The following is a 16053-nucleotide window of genomic DNA, read 5'->3' on the forward strand; positions in this document are numbered from 1 at the left end:
CAGCTTCGTAGCAGGTCGGAGGCCGTTTTCTCAGAGATGGGAAGACGGCCTTCCTCGTGTCCTTGCCCAGGTGGCTCCTGCGGGGGCGGGGTGTCGCAGAGCGTGCCCCGGAAGCTGCTTCGCCGCCGTGCGACGCCTGCCGTCGGCCGGGAAAACGTTTGGACTCCGCGGGCGCCCTCGCGGGACACTTCGACTTCCGGTCTGCCCCTGTTCGCCCGTCGGTGTCCCCGCGAGCTGCACGGGGCATCGTTGTCGTGCCCCGTCTGTCAGCGGGCGGCCCGAACGAGGGCGCTCACCCGAACCGAGCTCCACACGGTCACCGAGGCAACGTCATCACCCGGAAGAAGCACGTGGCGGGCTGCCACACGACAGCACGGGGTTGGGATGGGATCACCTGATTCGCGGAAGGTTGCGCCGGGCAAGCGTTCGGTGCTCCTGGCGCTTCGTTACTACACACGGGAGTTAGCCCGGCTCCGGCGGCTCACGCTGCCCGCGATGCTGCTCCCGGCGCTGGGCAACATCGGCATCAACTACATCGCGCCGCTGGTGGTCGCGAAGCTCGTCGGCCGCATCGCCGGCGGCGCCGGCATCACCGTCGGTTCGATGCTTCCCTACGTCTTCGGCTTCGCCTGCGTACTGTTGATCGCCGAGGCGCTGTGGCGCCTCGGACTCCACTGCCTGAACCGTCTCGACGCCCTCGGCATCGAGCGCCTGTACGTGATCGGCATGGACGAGCTGTTCGCCAAGGACGCTGCGTTCTTCCACGACAATTTCGCCGGATCGCTGACCAAGCGCGTTTTGAGCTTCGCCTCCCGCTTCGAGGAGTTCGTCGACACGCTGACCTTCTCGGTCGTGGGCAGCTTCGTGCCGCTGCTGTTCGGCTCGGTGGTGCTGTGGCGTTACGAACCGCTGCTCGTCGTCGGGCTCTTGGCGATGATCGCACTGACGGCGCTGTGCGTGGTGCCCCTCATCCGCCGCCGCCAGGCGCTCGTCGATCAGCGCGAGGAGGCGATCGCCCGGGTGTCGGGCCATGTCGCCGACAGCCTGATGAACATGGACACGGTCCGGGCGTTCGCCGCCGAGGAACGCGAGGCCGCCGAGCACCGGTCCCGCGTCGCCGAGTCGCGGCGCCTCATGCTGAAGTCGTGGGACTACGGCAACCTGCGCATCGACACGCTGGTCGCGCCGATGTCCGTGCTGACCAACGCGCTCGGTCTGCTGCTCGCGGTCACACTCGACGGGGGAGGGCACGGTGTGGAGGCGGTCGTGGTGGCCTTCACGTACTACAGCAACGCGACACGGATCATGTTCGAGTTCAACCAGATCTACCGTCGTCTGGAGAGTTCGATGACGGAGGCCGCGCAGTTCACCGAACTGCTGCTGACTGCGCCCACCGTGCTCGACCCGGCGTCGCCGGAGCCCTTGCGGTCCCGGAACGGCGATGTCAGCTTCGAGCAGGTGACCTTCGCCCACCTGGGCGGGAAACCGCTCTTCGAGGAGCTCGACCTGGTCGTCCCCAGCGGGTCCAGGATCGGTCTCGTCGGCCGGTCCGGCGGCGGCAAGACCACCCTGACCCGGCTGCTGCTGAGGATGACCGACATCGACGCGGGCCGGATCCTGATCGGAGGTCAGGACATCAACAGGCTGCGCCAGGCGGACCTCCGCAGCCTTATCGCCTACGTGCCGCAGGACCCGGCGATGTTCCACCGCTCACTGCGGGACAACATCGCGTTCGCCCGGCCGGACGCCACCGACGCCGAGATCCGCCGCGCCGCCGAGGCGGCACATGTCACGGAGTTCGCCGACGGGCTGCCCGACGGCTTCGAGACCATGGTGGGCGAGCGCGGTGTCAAGCTGTCCGGCGGTCAGCGCCAGCGGGTCGCGCTCGCCCGGGCGATCCTGCGCGATGCACCGATCCTGCTGCTCGACGAGGCGACCAGCGCGCTGGACTCCGAGAGCGAGATCCTCGTCCAGGAGGCGTTGTGGCAGCTCATGGAAGGGCGGACGGCGCTCGTGGTGGCACACCGGCTGAGCACGGTCGCCACCATGGACCGGCTCGTGGTTCTCGACCGCGGCCGGATCGTCGAGCAGGGCACGCACCAGGAACTGCTCACCCTGGAGGGCGCCTACGCGAAACTGTGGCAGCACCAGTCGGGCGGCTTCCTCGGCGACAGTCCTGCGCGGGCCGAACTGCACTGAACGTGAGCCGGCGCCGTCGACGCATCGGCGCGCGGTCCTGCGCTTCGGTGTGGACATCGACAGCCGGCTTCCTTGCGGTCTGCCCCGAACGGCGGCCGTTTCCGCGTCGACGGAAGCGGCCGCCGTCCTTCCCGCAGTCACCGCATGATGTTCACCGCGCGAGCCACGACCAGGCCCACCGTGACGATGGAGACGGCCGACTGCATGAGCATCAGCAGCTTCGCCCACCGTGACATGGGCATCGTGTCCGTCGGACTGAATGCGGTCGCGTTGGTGTAGGAGACGTACAAGTAGTCGAAGAACGCCGGCTCCCAGTCCCGGCTGACCAACTCCTGGGACTGCATCTGGGGGAAGAGGAAGTCGGGATGCGCGCGGTGGGCGTGGGCCCGCGCGACGGGGCCACCGCGGTCGAACTCCCAGTACCACAGGGCGAAGACCACGACGTTGGTGCCCCAGATGCCGGCTGCGACCAGGAGCAGTGAGCTCGCGGAACGTTCCTCGTGTCCGGTGAGCAAAGTGGTGATGAGCAGCGACAGCGACCATGCGTTGGCCAGGCTGGCGATCGCCGCGAGAGCCAGGGACGCGGTGCGGAGCGGGACGGACTCACGGTTGATCCTGCCCGGGTTGCTGAGCAGAAGCACCGCCAGGAAGGCGCCTTCCACGGCGGGAAGCAGCCAGTGAGGGTGAAGGGTCAGCCTTCGGGGCTCCGTGAGTTGGGCGGCGATGATGAGCGCGACGACCGCGGCGACCTGCCAGCGGTGTTCACCGTCGGTAGGCCGCCGCCACGCGGGGACCCTGGCCTTCTGCGGTGCCTCTGTCATGCGGGTAAGTGTCGTACGGCCGTCCGCGCGCATCCGCCGCAGGGGGGAAGCGGCGGGCGTGCCCACCCCGCCGCCGACGTCTGCCCCTGGGCCGGGCTACCGCTGGGGGAGCCCGGTCGGGATCAGGCCTCCTTCTCCGCGCGGTCGGTCGTGCCCCAGAGCGTGTGGAAGGTGCCCTCGCGGTCGACGCGCCGGTAGGTGTGGGCGCCGAAGTAGTCGCGCTGGCCCTGGGTGAGGGCGGCCGGCAGACGCCCGGCGCGCAGGGAGTCGTAGTACGAGAGCGCGGCGGAGAACGCGGGCACCGGCACGCCCCGGCGGGTCGCCGTGGCGATCACCTCGCGCCACGGCACCTGGGCGTCTGCGATCTCCGCCGCGAACCCGGCGTCGGACAGCAGGCTGACCAGACCCGGCTCGGCGGCGTAGGCGGCGCGGATGCGGTCGAGGAAGGCGGCGCGGATGATGCAGCCGCCGCGCCAGATCTTGGCGACCGCGCCGAGGTCGATCTCCCAGCCGAACTCCTCGGTGGCGTCCAGGATCATCTTCCAGCCCTGGTCGTAGGCGATCAGCTTCGAGGCGTAGAGGGCCTGCTCGACCTGCGCGGTGAAGCGCTCGGCCTCGCACGAGGTGAGGTCCCACCGGGTACCTCCCGGCAGTCCGCGGTAGGCGGCGCGCAACGCGGACTGGCCGGAGGCGGCGCGGGCGAAGGTGGCCTGGGCGATGGTGGTGACCGGGGAGCCCAGCTCAAGGGCCGTCTGCACGGTCCAGCGCCCGGTGCCCTTCTGCCCGGCGGCGTCGGCGACGACGTCCACGAACGGCTTGCCGCTCGCGGCGTCCACGTGGGCGAGTACCTCCGCTGTGATCTCGATCAGATAGGAGTCCAGGCGCCCCTTGTTCCACTCGCGGAAGATGCCGGCGATCGCGGCTGGGGAGTACCCGGCCACCTGGCGCAGCAGGTCGTAGGCCTCGCCGATCACCTGCATGTCGGCGTACTCGATGCCGTTGTGCACCATCTTCACGAAGTGCCCGGCGCCGTCGGTGCCGATGTGCGTGGTGCACGGCTCGCCGCCGACCTTGGCGCTGATCGTCTCGAACATCGGTCCGAGCGAGGCGTACGACTCCGGGGAGCCGCCGGGCATGATGCTCGGCCCGTGCAGCGCACCCTCCTCACCTCCCGAAACACCCGCCCCGACGAAGTGGATGCCCTGCTCGCGCAGCGACCGCTCCCGGCGCCGGGTGTCGGAGAAGTGCGCGTTGCCACCGTCGATGATCATGTCGCCGGGCTCGAGGAGCGGTGCGAACTCCTCGATCACGGCATCCGTCGCGGCGCCCGCCTGCACCATGATCATCAGACGGCGCGGACGTTCCAGAGCCGCCACGAACTCCTCGGCCGTTCCGGCGGCCACGAACGCGCCCTCGTGCCCGAACTCCTCGACCAGCGCCTTGGTTCTGGTCGGGGTGCGGTTGTGCACTGCGACGGTGTACCCGTTCCGTGCGAAGTTCCGGGCCAGGTTGCGGCCCATTACCGCGAGCCCGGTGACGCCGATCTGCGCGGTCGCCTGCATGCTGTGCTCCTAGGGTCCGGTTCCGCCGCGCCCCCGTCCTTCGGGCGCGGCGGATCTCGCTCGGTGCGGCTCGCACCGCTGTCCCGATCAGGTACGGACAGCGGGGCGGGAGTTGCTCACCGCGGGAAGCGGGATCCCGGTGCGGCACCGGTGTGAACCCCACGGCCTCGCGCCCCGGACCGGGCGGGGCACCGGGCCCGTCACGCTCCGACGACGTGGAGGGAGACCCAGAGCGCCGCCACCGCTCCCACCAGCGCGGTCGGTACGGTGAACGCCCCGAGCCTGGTGAACTCCTTGAGGTCGACGGCGTGCTCGTGCTGATGCACGATGCGGCGCCACAGCAGTGTGGCCAGGGAACCGGCGTAGGTGAGATTGGGGCCGATGTTGACGCCGAGCAGGACGGCGAGGACCGCGCCCGGGCCCGATGGGACGGCCAGCGGCAACAGGACCAGGACCGCCGGCAGATTGTTGATCAGGTTGGCCAGCACGGCCGCCAGGGCCGCGATGCCCAGCAGGGCGGGCAGCCCGGTTCCGTCGGGGAGCACCCGACCGAGGGCGTCGGCGAGCCCGTTGTCGACCACCGCCCGCACCACCACGCCCAGCGCCAGTACGAATGCCAGGAAGGACGGCGCCGCGGCCCGCACCACCGTCAGGGGGGTGGTCCGGCGCCGGACGAGCGCACGCCCGGCCAGGACCAGCGCTCCGCCCAGTGCCGACCAAGCGGGGTCGATACCGACGGCGGACGCGATCACGAACCCGGCGAGCGTGCAGGCCACCGTCAGCAGGGCGAACAGGGGGAGCCCGGGAGGCTCGTCCTGGCCCCGAAGCGTGGCCCCGGCCGCGAGGTCGCGGCGGAAGAACCTCCGGAAGACGACGTACTCCGCGGTGACGGCCACCAGCCACGGCAGGGCCATCAGCGCGGCGAACCGCGTGAAGCTCAGCCCCGAGGCGCCGAACGCGAGCAGATTGGTGAGATTGGAGACCGGCAGCAGCAGCGAGGCCGTGTTCGACAGATGGGTGCAGGCGTAGAGGTGGGGCTTGGGGCGGGCGCTCATATGGGCCGCCGTGGCGAACACCACCGGGGTGAGCAGCACGACCGTGGCGTCCAGGCTGAGCACGGCGGTGATCACCGAGGCCAGCGCGAACACCGCCGTCAGCAGGCGCCCGGGACGACCGGCCGCCTGCCGCGCCATCCAGGCGCCGCACGCCCGGAACAGCCCCTCCACGTCGCAGAAGTGGGCCAGTACCAGAACGGCCGCGAGAAAGCCGATCACCGGCCCGAGCCGCTCGGCCTCGGCCTCTGCGTGGGCCGGGGAGATGGCGCCCGTCGCGATCGCGATCCCGGCCGCCGGAACCGCGACGACGGCCTCCGGGAGCCCGAAGGGACGCACCACGGCGCCGGCCAGTACGGCGACCAGCAGGACGATGGAGACGGCTTCGGCGAGCGGGGTGTTCAGGGTCCTGTCCTTCCGGAACGGGTTCGGCGGTGCCCTTCCATAACACCAGGCCAGGCGGCATCCCCGCGACGCGCAGTGCCCCGGATGCGGCTGCGGCGTCGCCGTCACCCACCCGACCGCTGCCGCCACCCGTGATCCACCGGCCCGATGCCGGCCCCCAGGGCGAAGCCCGCCGCGATGGCCTCCGTGACGTACTCCTTGGCCCGCCGTACGGCCTCCGGCACCACCAGCCCCTGCGCCAGCCCCACCGCGACGGCCGAGGCGAGGGTGCAGCCCGTGCCGTGGGTGTGGCGGTTGTCGTGGCGCGGCGCGCGCAGCCAGTGCTCCTCGCGGCCGTCGGTCAGCAGGTCGACGGCCGCACCGGACAGATGCCCGCCCTTCACGAGCACCCAGCGGGGACCGTACGACAGCAGTTCCGCGGCCGCGCGGCGCATGCCCGGCTCGTCGGTCACCGCGGTGCCGGTCAGTTCCGCCACCTCGTCCAGGTTCGGCGTGGTCACCGTCGCGCACGGCAGCAGCCGGGTCCGTACGGCGTCCAGCGCGTCGTCGGCGAGCAGCCGGTCCCCGTGCTTGGAGACGCTCACCGGGTCCACCACGACCGGGACCCCCACGTTCGCGAGCAGTTCGGCCACCACCGTGACCAGCTCCGGCGAGGCGAGCATGCCGGTCTTCACCGCCTGGACGCCGATGTCGTCGACGACGCTGCGGTACTGGGCGCGCACCGCCTCCACGGGCAGCTCCCAGGCGCCCTGCACCCCGACGGAGTTCTGCGCGGTGACGGCGGTGACCACGCTCATTCCATGGGCGCCCAGCGCCAGCATGGTCTTCAGATCGGCCTGGATCCCGGCGCCGCCCCCGGAGTCGGACCCGGCGATCGTCAGCACGCGCGGCGGCGCGGTCATGCGCGGCCCTCCCCTCGGACGCGCAGCGGGGCGTACACCGCAAGGGCCACCAGGAACGCCACGTAGTAGGAGACGTCGGCGCCGTGCAGCGCGTGCGCCACACGGCCCACGTACAAGCCGGTGTCCATGAATGGCACCGCCGCGGCGAAGGCCACGGTGAACGCCAGCAGCGGGGGCCATGCCGACCGCGGCCGGGCCGTCTCGGCGGCGAGGTCGGTCACACGGCCGCGCCGTACGAGCCAGTCGACGACGACGATCGCCACGAACCCGGGGATCCAGTAACCGACGAACAGCAGCACGTTCTGGAAGCGGGCAGTGGTGTCGGCCGCGTGCATCCACAGCACCAGCGGGAATCCGAGCACAGCAGCGAGGGCGGCCGCCGCCGGACGCGGAATGCGCACGCCGATGGTCTGCAGCGCCAGGGAGCCGCTGTAGTCGTTCATGGCGTTGCTGCACAGCGCCGCCAGCGCCACCGCCAGCAGCCCGAACGCGCCCGGCGCGCCTGAGCCGAGCAGCTTGTCCACCCCGGCTGCCGTCTGGTCGGTGAGCACCGAGGCGCCCCACAGACCGAGGACCTGTACGGCCAGGAAGGACACCACCAGACCGAGCAGCGAGTACCAGAACATCCGGGTCCGGGACGTGGCGCGCGGCAGGTAGCGGCTGAAGTCGCTGGCGTACGGGGCCCAGGACAGGGTCAGGCTCAGCGCGATGGTGCTGGTCAGCACGAACGCGCCTGCCCGGTCCGCGCCGTGCGCGCTGCCCGTGGTGACGAGGTGGACGCCGGCGGGCATCCGTAGGGCGATCAGCGCGAAGGTGGCCGCGAGCACGAAGGTCATCACGATCTGCAGACGGTGGATCGCCTCGTAGCCGAGCACCCCCAGGGCACCCTGCCCCAGCATCATCACCAGCACGCCGAGCCAGAACGGCCAGCCGCACAGCCGTGCCAGCGCGTCCCCGCCGAACAGCCCGATCAGCGCGTCCCAGGCGACCGACGACAGCCATTGCAGCGCTCCGGGCAGCGCCACCGAGCGTCCGAACGCGAGCCGGGCGAGCGGGAGCTGACCCGCGCCGGTGCGGCTTCCCCAGGTGCCGAGGTACGCGGTGGGCACCGCGCCGAGCACCGTGCCGAGCACGACGGCGACGAGCGCGGTGGTGAAGTCGAGGCCGAGCGTGATGCCGATGGTGCCCGTGAACACACCGGTCATGGTCAGATTGGGGGCGAACCACACCGTGAACAGTCGGCCCGCGCCGCCGTAGCGATTGCTCTCGGGGACCGGTTCGATGCCGTGCCCCTCGACCCTGAGGTCGCCGGGGGCACTGGGCATCCGTCCGTCGAAGACGGTTCGCCGGTTGTCGGCGGGCAGCCCGCCGGAAACATGCGCCAATGGCATGAAAGACATCCCTCCGCCAGTACGAACTGGTTCAGGTTCAACGGGTGTGATCTCAGCCCGCAGGTGGGGCACCCCGTGTCCGGTACGGCGGCAAGACTAACGCGAGTCGCGGGATGTGCCATACGGATTGGCCGCCACCGGATCCGGCGACGGCCGATCGGAGCACGGCTGCACGGCACCGCGATGTCCAGCAGGTCCCCCGCCGTACATGCCGCGTGTCGCACTCCACAGGCGCCCGGCTGCCCGAGAGACGTGGGGCGAAACCCGGTGGGAGAGAGGCACTCTCGGACACCGGAGCCGGGGATCTTCCCAGCGGCCGCCCCGCATTCTATAGTCAAAAACTAGCAGTGCTAATTACTCGTCGAGGGCGCTCAGGAGTTCGTCGTGCGTACCGTCCACTTCGCGGCAGCCCGCCGCACCCCCATCGGCAGACTGCGTGGTGCTCTGTCCTCCGTGCGGCCCGACGACCTCGCGGCGACCGTCATCCGCGGTCTGGTGGCCGACGTGCCGGCTCTCGACCCGGCGCGTATCGACGACGTCTACTGGGGAGCCGCCAACCAGGCGGGCGAGGACAACCGCAACGTCGCCCGGATGGCCGCCCTCCTCGCCGGCCTGCCCGAGTCCGTGCCGGGCGCGACGGTCAACCGGTTGTGCGCCTCCGGCCTGGAGGCGGTCACCATGGCCGCCCGCACCATCGCCGCGGGCGAGGCCGACATCGTGCTCGCGGGCGGCTCGGAGTCCATGAGCCGCGCCCCCTTCGTGCTGCCCCGCCCCGACGAGGCCCTGCCGCACCGCATGGAGACCGCCGACACCCGCCTCGGCTGGCGGCTGGTCAACCCGGCGATGAAGGAACTCCACGGCCTGTTGTCCATGGGCGAGACCGCCGAGGAGCTCGCCGCGCGGTACGGCATCGCGCGCGAGCGCCAGGACGACTTCGCGCTGCGCAGTCACCGGCGCGCCGCAGACGCCCGCAAGAACGGGTACTTCGACGCCGAGCTCCTGCCCGTGACCAGGCCGGACGGTGTCGTCGTCACCGCCGACGAAGGTGTGCGCGAGGACACGTCGTACGAGAAACTCGCCCGTCTCAAGGCGGTGTTCCGCGAGGGCGGCACCGTCACGGCGGGCAACGCCTCACCGATGAACGACGGTGCCGCCGGTCTCCTCCTCGTCAGCGAGGAAACCCTGAACGAGCTGGGCCTGCAGTCCCTCGGCCGCTATGTCGCGGGCGCCTCGGCCGGGGTCCACCCGGACGTCATGGGCATCGCCCCCGTCCCCGCAACCGAGAAGGCCCTCGCACGCGTCGGCTGGACCATCGGCGACATCCAGGAGGCCGAGTTCAACGAGGCGTTCGCCGCCCAGGCCCTCGCCTGCGTCGACCGTCTCGGTATCGACCCGGACCTGGTCAACCCCACCGGCGGCGCCATCGCCCTCGGCCACCCGCTCGGTTGCTCGGGCGCCCGCATCCTGACCACCCTGCTGCACCGCATGCGACGCACCGGCGCCGCCCGCGGCCTCGCCACGATGTGCGTGGGCGTCGGTCAGGGCAGCACGGTGCTCGTCGAGCGGGACTGAACCCCGAGGGAGACGCCGGTCGCCGAACGCCGGCCCGGGCGACGTCAGGAGCTCGTGAGGACGACGAGTTGCTGGGTGGCCCGGGTCATCGCGACATAGCGGTCGACCGCTCCTTCGACACCCGTGCCGAAGGTCTCCGGGTCGACGAGGACGACCAGGTCGAACTCGAGCCCCTTCGACAACTCCGGTGTCAGTGACCGGACGCGAGGTGTCGCCCGGAACGTGGGATCGCCGATGACACAGGCGATCCCGTCGGCATGCTCGGTGATCCAGGTGTCGAGGATCGCGTCCAGATCCGCGACAGAACCGTGGACGACGGGGACGTCACCGCTGCGGATGGACGTCGGCACATTGGCATCCGGGAGCACGGCTCGGATGGCCGGCTCGGCCTCCGCCATGACCTCTTTCGGCGTGCGGTAGTTGATGCTCAGGGAGGCCACGTCGATACGCTCGAGCCCGATCCGCTCGAGCCGTTCCTTCCATGACTCCGTGAACCCGTGCCTGGCCTGAGCGCGGTCCCCGACGATGGTGAAGCTCCGCGACGGGCAGCGGAGCAGCAGCATCTGCCACTCCGCATCGGTCAGTTCCTGAGCCTCGTCCACGACGATGTGCGCGAACGGACCGGCGAGGGGTTCCTCTGCGGTGCCGGGCAGTGCGGCCTCGTCGATCAGACTGTCCTGCAGGTCCCGCCCGCGCAGCATCGTCACCGCTCCCTCGCCGTCGTCATCGGCCGCGAGCACGTTGTCGATGACGGCGGCCATGCGCTCGCGCTCGGCGGTGACGGAGGCCTCGTGGCGGCGCTTGTGCAGTGACGCCTCCGGGTCGCCGAGTCGCCGCCGGGCCGCGTCCAGGAGCGGCAGATCGGACATCGTCCAGGCCCGGGCGTCCGCGCGCTGCAGCTTCCGGACGTCGTCGGGACCCAGCCAGGGAGCGCACATCCGCAGGTAGGCGGGTACCGACCACAGATCTGCGACGAGGTCGGCCGCTTCGAGCAGAGGCCATGCGCGATTGAGGTTCCCGACCAGCTCCTCGTCGTGCTGCAGCGCCCTCCGGAACAGGTCGGGCGAGACGTCGCCGTCGTGCTTGTCCATGAGGATCGCGACCAGGGCCTCCCAGATCTGGTCGCGCGCTTCGTTGTGCGGAGTACCGGGGTCCGGCGCCTCGAACGCCTCGGCCCAGTCGTCGGCACTCAGCCGGATGTCGGACCAGGGGGTCGTCACCGTCATGCCCTCGGTGGGCGGCGCTTCATAGAACCTCACGGCCGTCTCGATCGCCTTCACCATGCTCGCGGACGACTTCAGCAGGGCCACGGCCGGGTCGGTCTCGGCCGTGGCTCCGGCCCCCTCGGCGACGAGGTCCCGAAGGGTGCAGGTCCGCACCCCCTCCTCTCCGAGGCTGGGCAGGACGTCGGCGACGTAGGCCAGGTACGGCTGGTGCGGACCGACGAACAGCACGCCGCCACGACGGTGACCGAGACGGGGGTCGGAGTAGAGGAGATAGGCGGAGCGGTGCAGCGCGACGACGGTCTTGCCCGTACCAGGACCTCCGTCGACGACGAGCGCGCCACGGGATCCGGCCCGGATGATGGCGTCCTGGTCGGCCTGGATGGTGGCGAGCACGTCTCGCATCCGGGCCGACCGGCTGCCACCCAGGCCGGCGATGAAGGCGGACTGGTCGTCGAGAGCGGCGCGCCGCTGAAGCCCGTCGGCGGTGAACACCTCGTCCCAGTAGTCGCTGATCCGGCCGCGCGTCCAGCGATATCTGCGGCGACTCGCCAGACCCATCGGATTCGCGTGGGTCGCCGCGAAGAACGGCTCGGCGGCCGGGGAGCGCCAGTCGATCAGCAGCCGACGCCCCGTGCTGTCGGTGAGGCCGAGTCGTCCGATGTACATGGGCTCCGCGTCGTCCGCGCCGACGATGTGACCCAGGCACAGGTCCAGGCCGAAGCGACGCAAGGCGCGAAGACGAGCGGTCAACCGGTGGACCTCCGCGTCCCGGTCCATCGCCTGCCGCCCGATGCCGCCGGGCGCCTTGAGTGCGGCGTCGAGGCGGTCGGACAGTTCGGCGATCGCTTGCTCGAGACTCTCCGCGATCGCGGCGAAGTGCCGCTCGTCGCCGGCGATCAGCATCGGGTCGGCCTTGGAGGAGAGGCGGACGGGAAGGTCGAACGCGCTGGTGGTCAGGGGGCTCACGTCAGCGGCTCCGATCCGAGGTCGAGCCTGCGAAGTCCGGCGGCGTGCACACCCCGGGCCCGGCGCCGGAGGCCCGCAACCGCGGCACGGGGCCCGTCACCGACTCGACGTCACCGCACGCTTTATAAACAGACAAAGACCAACGCACTACGTGAATCTCCCATTTCCTCAGGTTCCGGTCTCGGCCTGTGATTGTGCGGTACGACCCGGGCCTTGCCGCAAGCCCCCTGGTGCGCTATACGTTGAGACTGGCGAGGGGTGGGTGCTCTCCTCTGCCGTGAGCGACCGCAGTGGACGGCACGTCCCTCGTGAGACGGCGACTGGCCGGCGGGGCATCCACACAACCGCGGTACGACACGCTCTCAGCCTCCTCGGGCACGGCCGGCCCGAACCCATCGCCGCCATCCATCTCTCCCCCCTCCCGTACACGGTGCGGCACCACGGCACCACGGCGGCACGCTTTCCGGCGGACGCCAACACGGTCACGGGCCACAGGCGTTCGGGAATCTGCCGGTGCGGGGCGCGCGGCAGGGCCGCGCGGGGCGGACCACCAGGCGAGACACTCCTGACACGGCAAGATGCGTGGGCATAGCATCGGTCCCCGCATGAACACGATGACGCTTTGGGACATATCCCTGTGGGGGTTCGCCGCACTGGCCTTCGCCGCGCTGCTCGTCGGCTTCTCCAAAACCGCCGTGAGCGGCGCCAACACGGTCAGCCTGGCCATCTTCGCCGCCGTCCTGCCCGCCCGCGCCTCCACCGGAGTGCTGCTGCCCGTTCTGATCGTCGGCGACGTCCTCGCCGTTCTCACCTACCGGCGGCACGCTCACTGGCCCACCCTGTGGCGCCTGTTCCCGGCGGTGGCCGCGGGCGTCGTCCTCGGCACGCTGTTCCTGGTGTGGGCCGACGACGCGATCGTACGGACGTCGATCGGCGCGATCCTGCTGCTGATGGCGGCGGTCACCATGGGGCGACGCCGCCGCGCCGAACAGGACGAGGAACCGGACTCGGTGACCACGCGCGCCGGACGTGTCAAGGCCCGCTCCTACGGCATCCTCGGCGGCTTCACCACGATGGTGGCGAACGCGGGTGGCCCGGTGATGTCGATGTATCTCCTTTCCGCCGGATTCCGCAAACTCGGCTTCCTCGGCACCTCGGCCTTCTTCTTCCTGATCGTCAACGTCTCCAAGGTGCCGTTCAGCGCGGGCCTCGGTCTGATCGACGGCCGCTCACTGCTGCTGGACGCGGCGCTCGCGGTGTTCGTCGTGCCGGGCGCGTTCATCGGGAAGTGGGCGGTGCACCGGATCAATCAGCGGCTGTTCGAGCAACTGGTGATCGCGGCGACGGTGGTGGGCGGCGTCCAGCTGCTGCTGCGCTGAGCTTCTGTCCGTCGGGCACCGGTCCGACTACCGGAGCAGCGCGGGGAGGTCCGCGAAGGAGTCGAGGACGTGGTCGGGCTCCCCGCTCGCCGCCCGGTGGGTCTCGGGCAGATACTTGCCGGTCCTGACGAGCACGCCGGTGACCCCGGCGTGCTGGGCCGCGAGGACGTCGGACTCGATGTCGTCGCCGACCATGAGTGCCTGACCGGCGCTCACTCCGAGATGGGCCAGCGCCGCCTCGAAGAACGCGGGCGACGGCTTGCCGGTCACCACGGCCTTGGTGTGTGCGGCTTGCTCCAGGCCCAGCAGGAACGCCCCCGAGTCGAGCTGCAGCCCCCGGTCCGTGCGCCAGTACAGGTTGCGGTGCATGGCGACCAGCCGCGCACCTCTTTGAAGGTGTCCGAAGGCGCGGTTGAGTGCCGTGTAGTCGAACTCGGGCCCGGCACCTCCGAGAATCACGACGTCCGGGACGGTGTCCGCGTCGTCGGCGAAGGAGACGCCGACGAGATCCTCGCGGATGTCACCGCTGTTGAGCAGTGTGCAGTGTGCGCCCGGCAGATGGTCCGCGAGATACGCGGCCGTGACCGCGGGCGCGGTCAGGATGTCCTCGGCCGCCACGGGAAAGCCGGCGGCGGAGAGGGTCCCGGCGATCGACGCGCGTGTGCGGGAGGTCGTGTTGGTGAGCAGGGCGACGGCGAGGCCGGAGTCGCGGATCTCTCGCAGCGCCTCGACCGCGCCCGCCAGCGGCTGCCAGGAGACGGTGAGGACCCCGTCGATGTCGATGAGAAGGGCACGCACTGAGTCCATGGCAGGACGATAACGAGCGCGGTGCCCACCCGCCTTGCGGCGTGCGGGACGCGACATGACCGCACTGCCGCCCTGGCCGACCGCGTATACCGGCCGGAGCAGGGACGGCGGGCTGCGCCTACCCTCTGCACTATGTCCCCGCACGTCCTGATCCTCGGCGGCACCGCAGAGGCACGCGAACTCGCCGCTTCGCTCGTCACCCGGCCCGGAGTGCGGGTGACCACCTCCCTGGCCGGGCGGGTCTCCCGGCCCGGCGCGCTCGACGGCGAGGTCCGCGTCGGGACTTTCGGCGGTGCCGAAGGACTCGCCGCCTGGCTCCGCGCGCACCAGGTGGACGCCCTGGTCGATGCCACGCACCCCTTCGCCGCGGGCATCACCGCGAACGCGGCGCGGGCAGCGGCGGCCACCGGAGTCCCCGCCGTGGTGCTGCGCAGGCCCGGCTGGAGCGCTGGCCACGGTGACCGCTGGCACGAAGCGGCCTCGCTCGACGCCGCGGCGGCCCTGCTTCCGCCGCTCGGCCGACGGGTGTTCCTCACCACCGGCCGGCTGGGGCTCGCGGCCTTCGTGGACCTGGCGGACCTCCATTTCGTCGTGCGGTCGGTGGAACCGCCCGAGCCGCCCGTGCCGCCGGACGCCGAGGTGGTACTGGCCCGCGGGCCGTTCACGGTCGAGGACGAGACAGCGTTGCTCGTCGGCCACCACATCGATGTGCTCGTGACGAAGGACAGCGGGGGAGCGGCGACAGCGGCCAAACTCTCGGCCGCACGGGATCTCGGGCTCCCCGTGGTCGTGGTCCGGCGTCCGCCTCTCCCCTACGGCGTGACGGCAGTACCCGATGTCTTCGCGGTCCTGACACTGCTGGGGCTCAGCCCGGGATGACGGAGGCGCGGACCCGGTCGACGGCGCGCAGCACCTCGTCGCGATGCTTGGCGCACGCGACCCACGCCGGCAGTCGCGCAACAAGCGTCATCTTCTGTCCCGTGTCATACGATGCGCCGGCAGCGCGGGCACGTCACCAGGATCGCGTCGAGGAAGTCGCACGGAGTGCTGCGGGGATCGCGGAAGCGGATCGGGGGGACATCGTACGAGTCTGACCGTGGCCGGGGGCGCGCGGCACGCGGATTTCGACCGGGTGCGCGCACGCGACAGGAGCCTTAAGGCCCGTGCCGGACGCGCCGGCGTGGCGCGGGCCGAGCCGTGTCCCGCGTGCAGGATCGCTCCGCCTAGATGATCTATTCCAAGGGGTCAGTGGTCATAGGCGGTCAGTGAGCGCAGGACGAGCTGGCCGGTGTGGTCGTTGTGCCAGATCGCGGCGGTCAGCGCGAGGATGCGCTGCATGACGCGGGCGATCACGCCGTCCGGTGTGCGGCCTCGGTGCTGTTCGAGGTTGAGCTGGCCCTTGAAGGTCTCGTTGACCGACTCGATGACCTGCCGCAACGGTTTGAACAGCGGGGCGCCGGGCCGTTCCGGCTCGCCCTTGCGGGTCGGCCGCAGCAGCCGGATGTGCTGCTCGGCCAATTGGTGTTCGAAGTCGCAGCCGAAGTAGTTCTTGTCGCCGATCAGCGTCTGTCCGGGCCGGGCGGCGACGAGGTGCGGTTCGGCGGCGAGCAGGTCCAGCAGCGTCTCGCGTTCGTCGGCCTTGGCCCCGGTCAGGGTGAAGGCGATCGGCAGGCCCTGCAGGGTGCACACCAGGTGCAGGCGCAGGCCCCAGAAGAAGCGGCTGTGGCTGGCGCAGTACCCGTACTCCGCCCATCCGGCCAGGTCGGAGCGT

Annotated in this window: 12 protein-coding genes and 1 riboswitch; of the genes, 4 read left to right on the forward strand and 8 right to left on the reverse strand. The window is 70.9% G+C overall.

Annotated features, from left to right (window positions below; genetic code table 11):
• The first annotated feature begins 384 nt into the window (after positions 1-384).
• Positions 385-2199, forward strand: a complete 1815-nt coding sequence (locus VXC91_RS33735) for an ABC transporter ATP-binding protein (RefSeq protein ID WP_329511163.1) — start codon at positions 385-387, stop codon at positions 2197-2199.
• Between the two features lie 137 nt (positions 2200-2336).
• Here VXC91_RS33735 and VXC91_RS33740 read toward each other — a convergent pair whose 3' ends face one another.
• From VXC91_RS33740 to VXC91_RS33760, 5 genes are all read right to left on the reverse strand, one after another.
• Positions 2337-3020 (reverse strand): hypothetical protein, encoded by a 684-nt coding sequence (locus tag VXC91_RS33740; protein ID WP_329511164.1) that lies wholly within the window; start codon positions 3018-3020, stop codon positions 2337-2339.
• 122 nt (positions 3021-3142) lie between these two features.
• The gene (gene gndA, locus VXC91_RS33745; protein ID WP_329511165.1) at positions 3143-4582 is read right to left on the reverse strand and encodes an NADP-dependent phosphogluconate dehydrogenase; all 1440 of its coding nucleotides are present in this window, start codon (positions 4580-4582) and stop codon (positions 3143-3145) included.
• Between the two features lie 200 nt (positions 4583-4782).
• Positions 4783-6039 (reverse strand): arsenic transporter, encoded by a 1257-nt coding sequence (locus VXC91_RS33750; RefSeq protein WP_329511174.1) that lies wholly within the window; start codon positions 6037-6039, stop codon positions 4783-4785.
• Between the two features lie 104 nt (positions 6040-6143).
• A complete protein-coding gene (thiD, locus tag VXC91_RS33755; protein WP_329511166.1) occupies positions 6144-6941 on the reverse strand; it encodes a bifunctional hydroxymethylpyrimidine kinase/phosphomethylpyrimidine kinase in 798 nt (265 codons plus the stop codon).
• Complete coding sequence (locus VXC91_RS33760) at positions 6938-8332, reverse strand: purine-cytosine permease family protein (protein WP_329511167.1); 1395 nt, start codon at positions 8330-8332, stop codon at positions 6938-6940. The genes thiD and VXC91_RS33760 overlap by 4 nt, the downstream gene beginning before the upstream one ends.
• Positions 8324-8418, reverse strand: a riboswitch (TPP riboswitch). It overlaps the preceding gene by 9 nt.
• A gap of 298 nt (positions 8419-8716) precedes the next feature.
• Between VXC91_RS33760 and VXC91_RS33765 the strand changes: the two genes are divergently transcribed.
• Positions 8717-9904, forward strand: coding sequence for a thiolase family protein (locus VXC91_RS33765; RefSeq protein WP_329511168.1), 1188 nt, complete (start codon positions 8717-8719; stop codon positions 9902-9904).
• 44 nt (positions 9905-9948) lie between these two features.
• On the opposite strand, the gene helR is transcribed toward VXC91_RS33765, so the two are convergent.
• On the reverse strand, positions 9949-12096 hold the full coding sequence (helR, locus tag VXC91_RS33770) for an RNA polymerase recycling motor ATPase HelR (RefSeq protein ID WP_329511169.1): 2148 nt from the start codon (positions 12094-12096) through the stop codon (positions 9949-9951).
• Positions 12097-12701: 605 nt separating this feature from the next.
• On the opposite strand from helR, the gene VXC91_RS33775 reads away from it, so the two are divergent.
• Positions 12702-13475, forward strand: coding sequence for a sulfite exporter TauE/SafE family protein (locus VXC91_RS33775; RefSeq protein ID WP_329511170.1), 774 nt, complete (start codon positions 12702-12704; stop codon positions 13473-13475).
• Positions 13476-13502: 27 nt separating this feature from the next.
• On the opposite strand, the gene VXC91_RS33780 is transcribed toward VXC91_RS33775, so the two are convergent.
• The gene (locus tag VXC91_RS33780; RefSeq protein ID WP_329511171.1) at positions 13503-14282 is read right to left on the reverse strand and encodes an HAD-IIA family hydrolase; all 780 of its coding nucleotides are present in this window, start codon (positions 14280-14282) and stop codon (positions 13503-13505) included.
• Positions 14283-14414: 132 nt separating this feature from the next.
• Here VXC91_RS33780 and VXC91_RS33785 point away from each other — a divergent pair, with 132 nt between their 5' ends.
• Entirely contained in the window at positions 14415-15161 is a 747-nt protein-coding gene (locus VXC91_RS33785; protein WP_329511172.1) for a cobalt-precorrin-6A reductase, read from the forward strand.
• Positions 15162-15527: 366 nt separating this feature from the next.
• Here the strand turns inward: VXC91_RS33785 and VXC91_RS33790 are convergent.
• Positions 15528-16053, reverse strand: a 526-nt coding sequence (locus VXC91_RS33790) for a transposase (RefSeq protein WP_329511173.1), incomplete at its 5' end; no start/stop codon positions are given.

It is taken from the genome of Streptomyces chiangmaiensis (genome assembly GCF_036281785.1).
Taxonomy (GTDB): Bacteria; Actinomycetota; Actinomycetes; order Streptomycetales; family Streptomycetaceae; genus Streptomyces; species Streptomyces chiangmaiensis.

Excerpts from the sequence above, each read along its gene's own strand:
- VXC91_RS33785 (WP_329511172.1), top strand. The coding sequence starts at position 14,415 with ATGTCCCCGCACGTCCTGATCCTCGGCGGCACCGCAGAGGCACGCGAA.
- VXC91_RS33775 (WP_329511170.1), top strand. The coding sequence starts at position 12,702 with ATGAACACGATGACGCTTTGGGACATATCCCTGTGGGGGTTCGCCGCA.
- thiD (WP_329511166.1), bottom strand. The coding sequence starts at position 6,941 with ATGACCGCGCCGCCGCGCGTGCTGACGATCGCCGGGTCCGACTCCGGG.
- VXC91_RS33760 (WP_329511167.1), bottom strand. The coding sequence starts at position 8,332 with ATGCCATTGGCGCATGTTTCCGGCGGGCTGCCCGCCGACAACCGGCGA.
- VXC91_RS33780 (WP_329511171.1), bottom strand. The coding sequence starts at position 14,282 with ATGGACTCAGTGCGTGCCCTTCTCATCGACATCGACGGGGTCCTCACC.
- VXC91_RS33735 (WP_329511163.1), top strand. The coding sequence starts at position 385 with ATGGGATCACCTGATTCGCGGAAGGTTGCGCCGGGCAAGCGTTCGGTG.
- gndA (WP_329511165.1), bottom strand. The coding sequence starts at position 4,582 with ATGCAGGCGACCGCGCAGATCGGCGTCACCGGGCTCGCGGTAATGGGC.
- VXC91_RS33740 (WP_329511164.1), bottom strand. The coding sequence starts at position 3,020 with ATGACAGAGGCACCGCAGAAGGCCAGGGTCCCCGCGTGGCGGCGGCCT.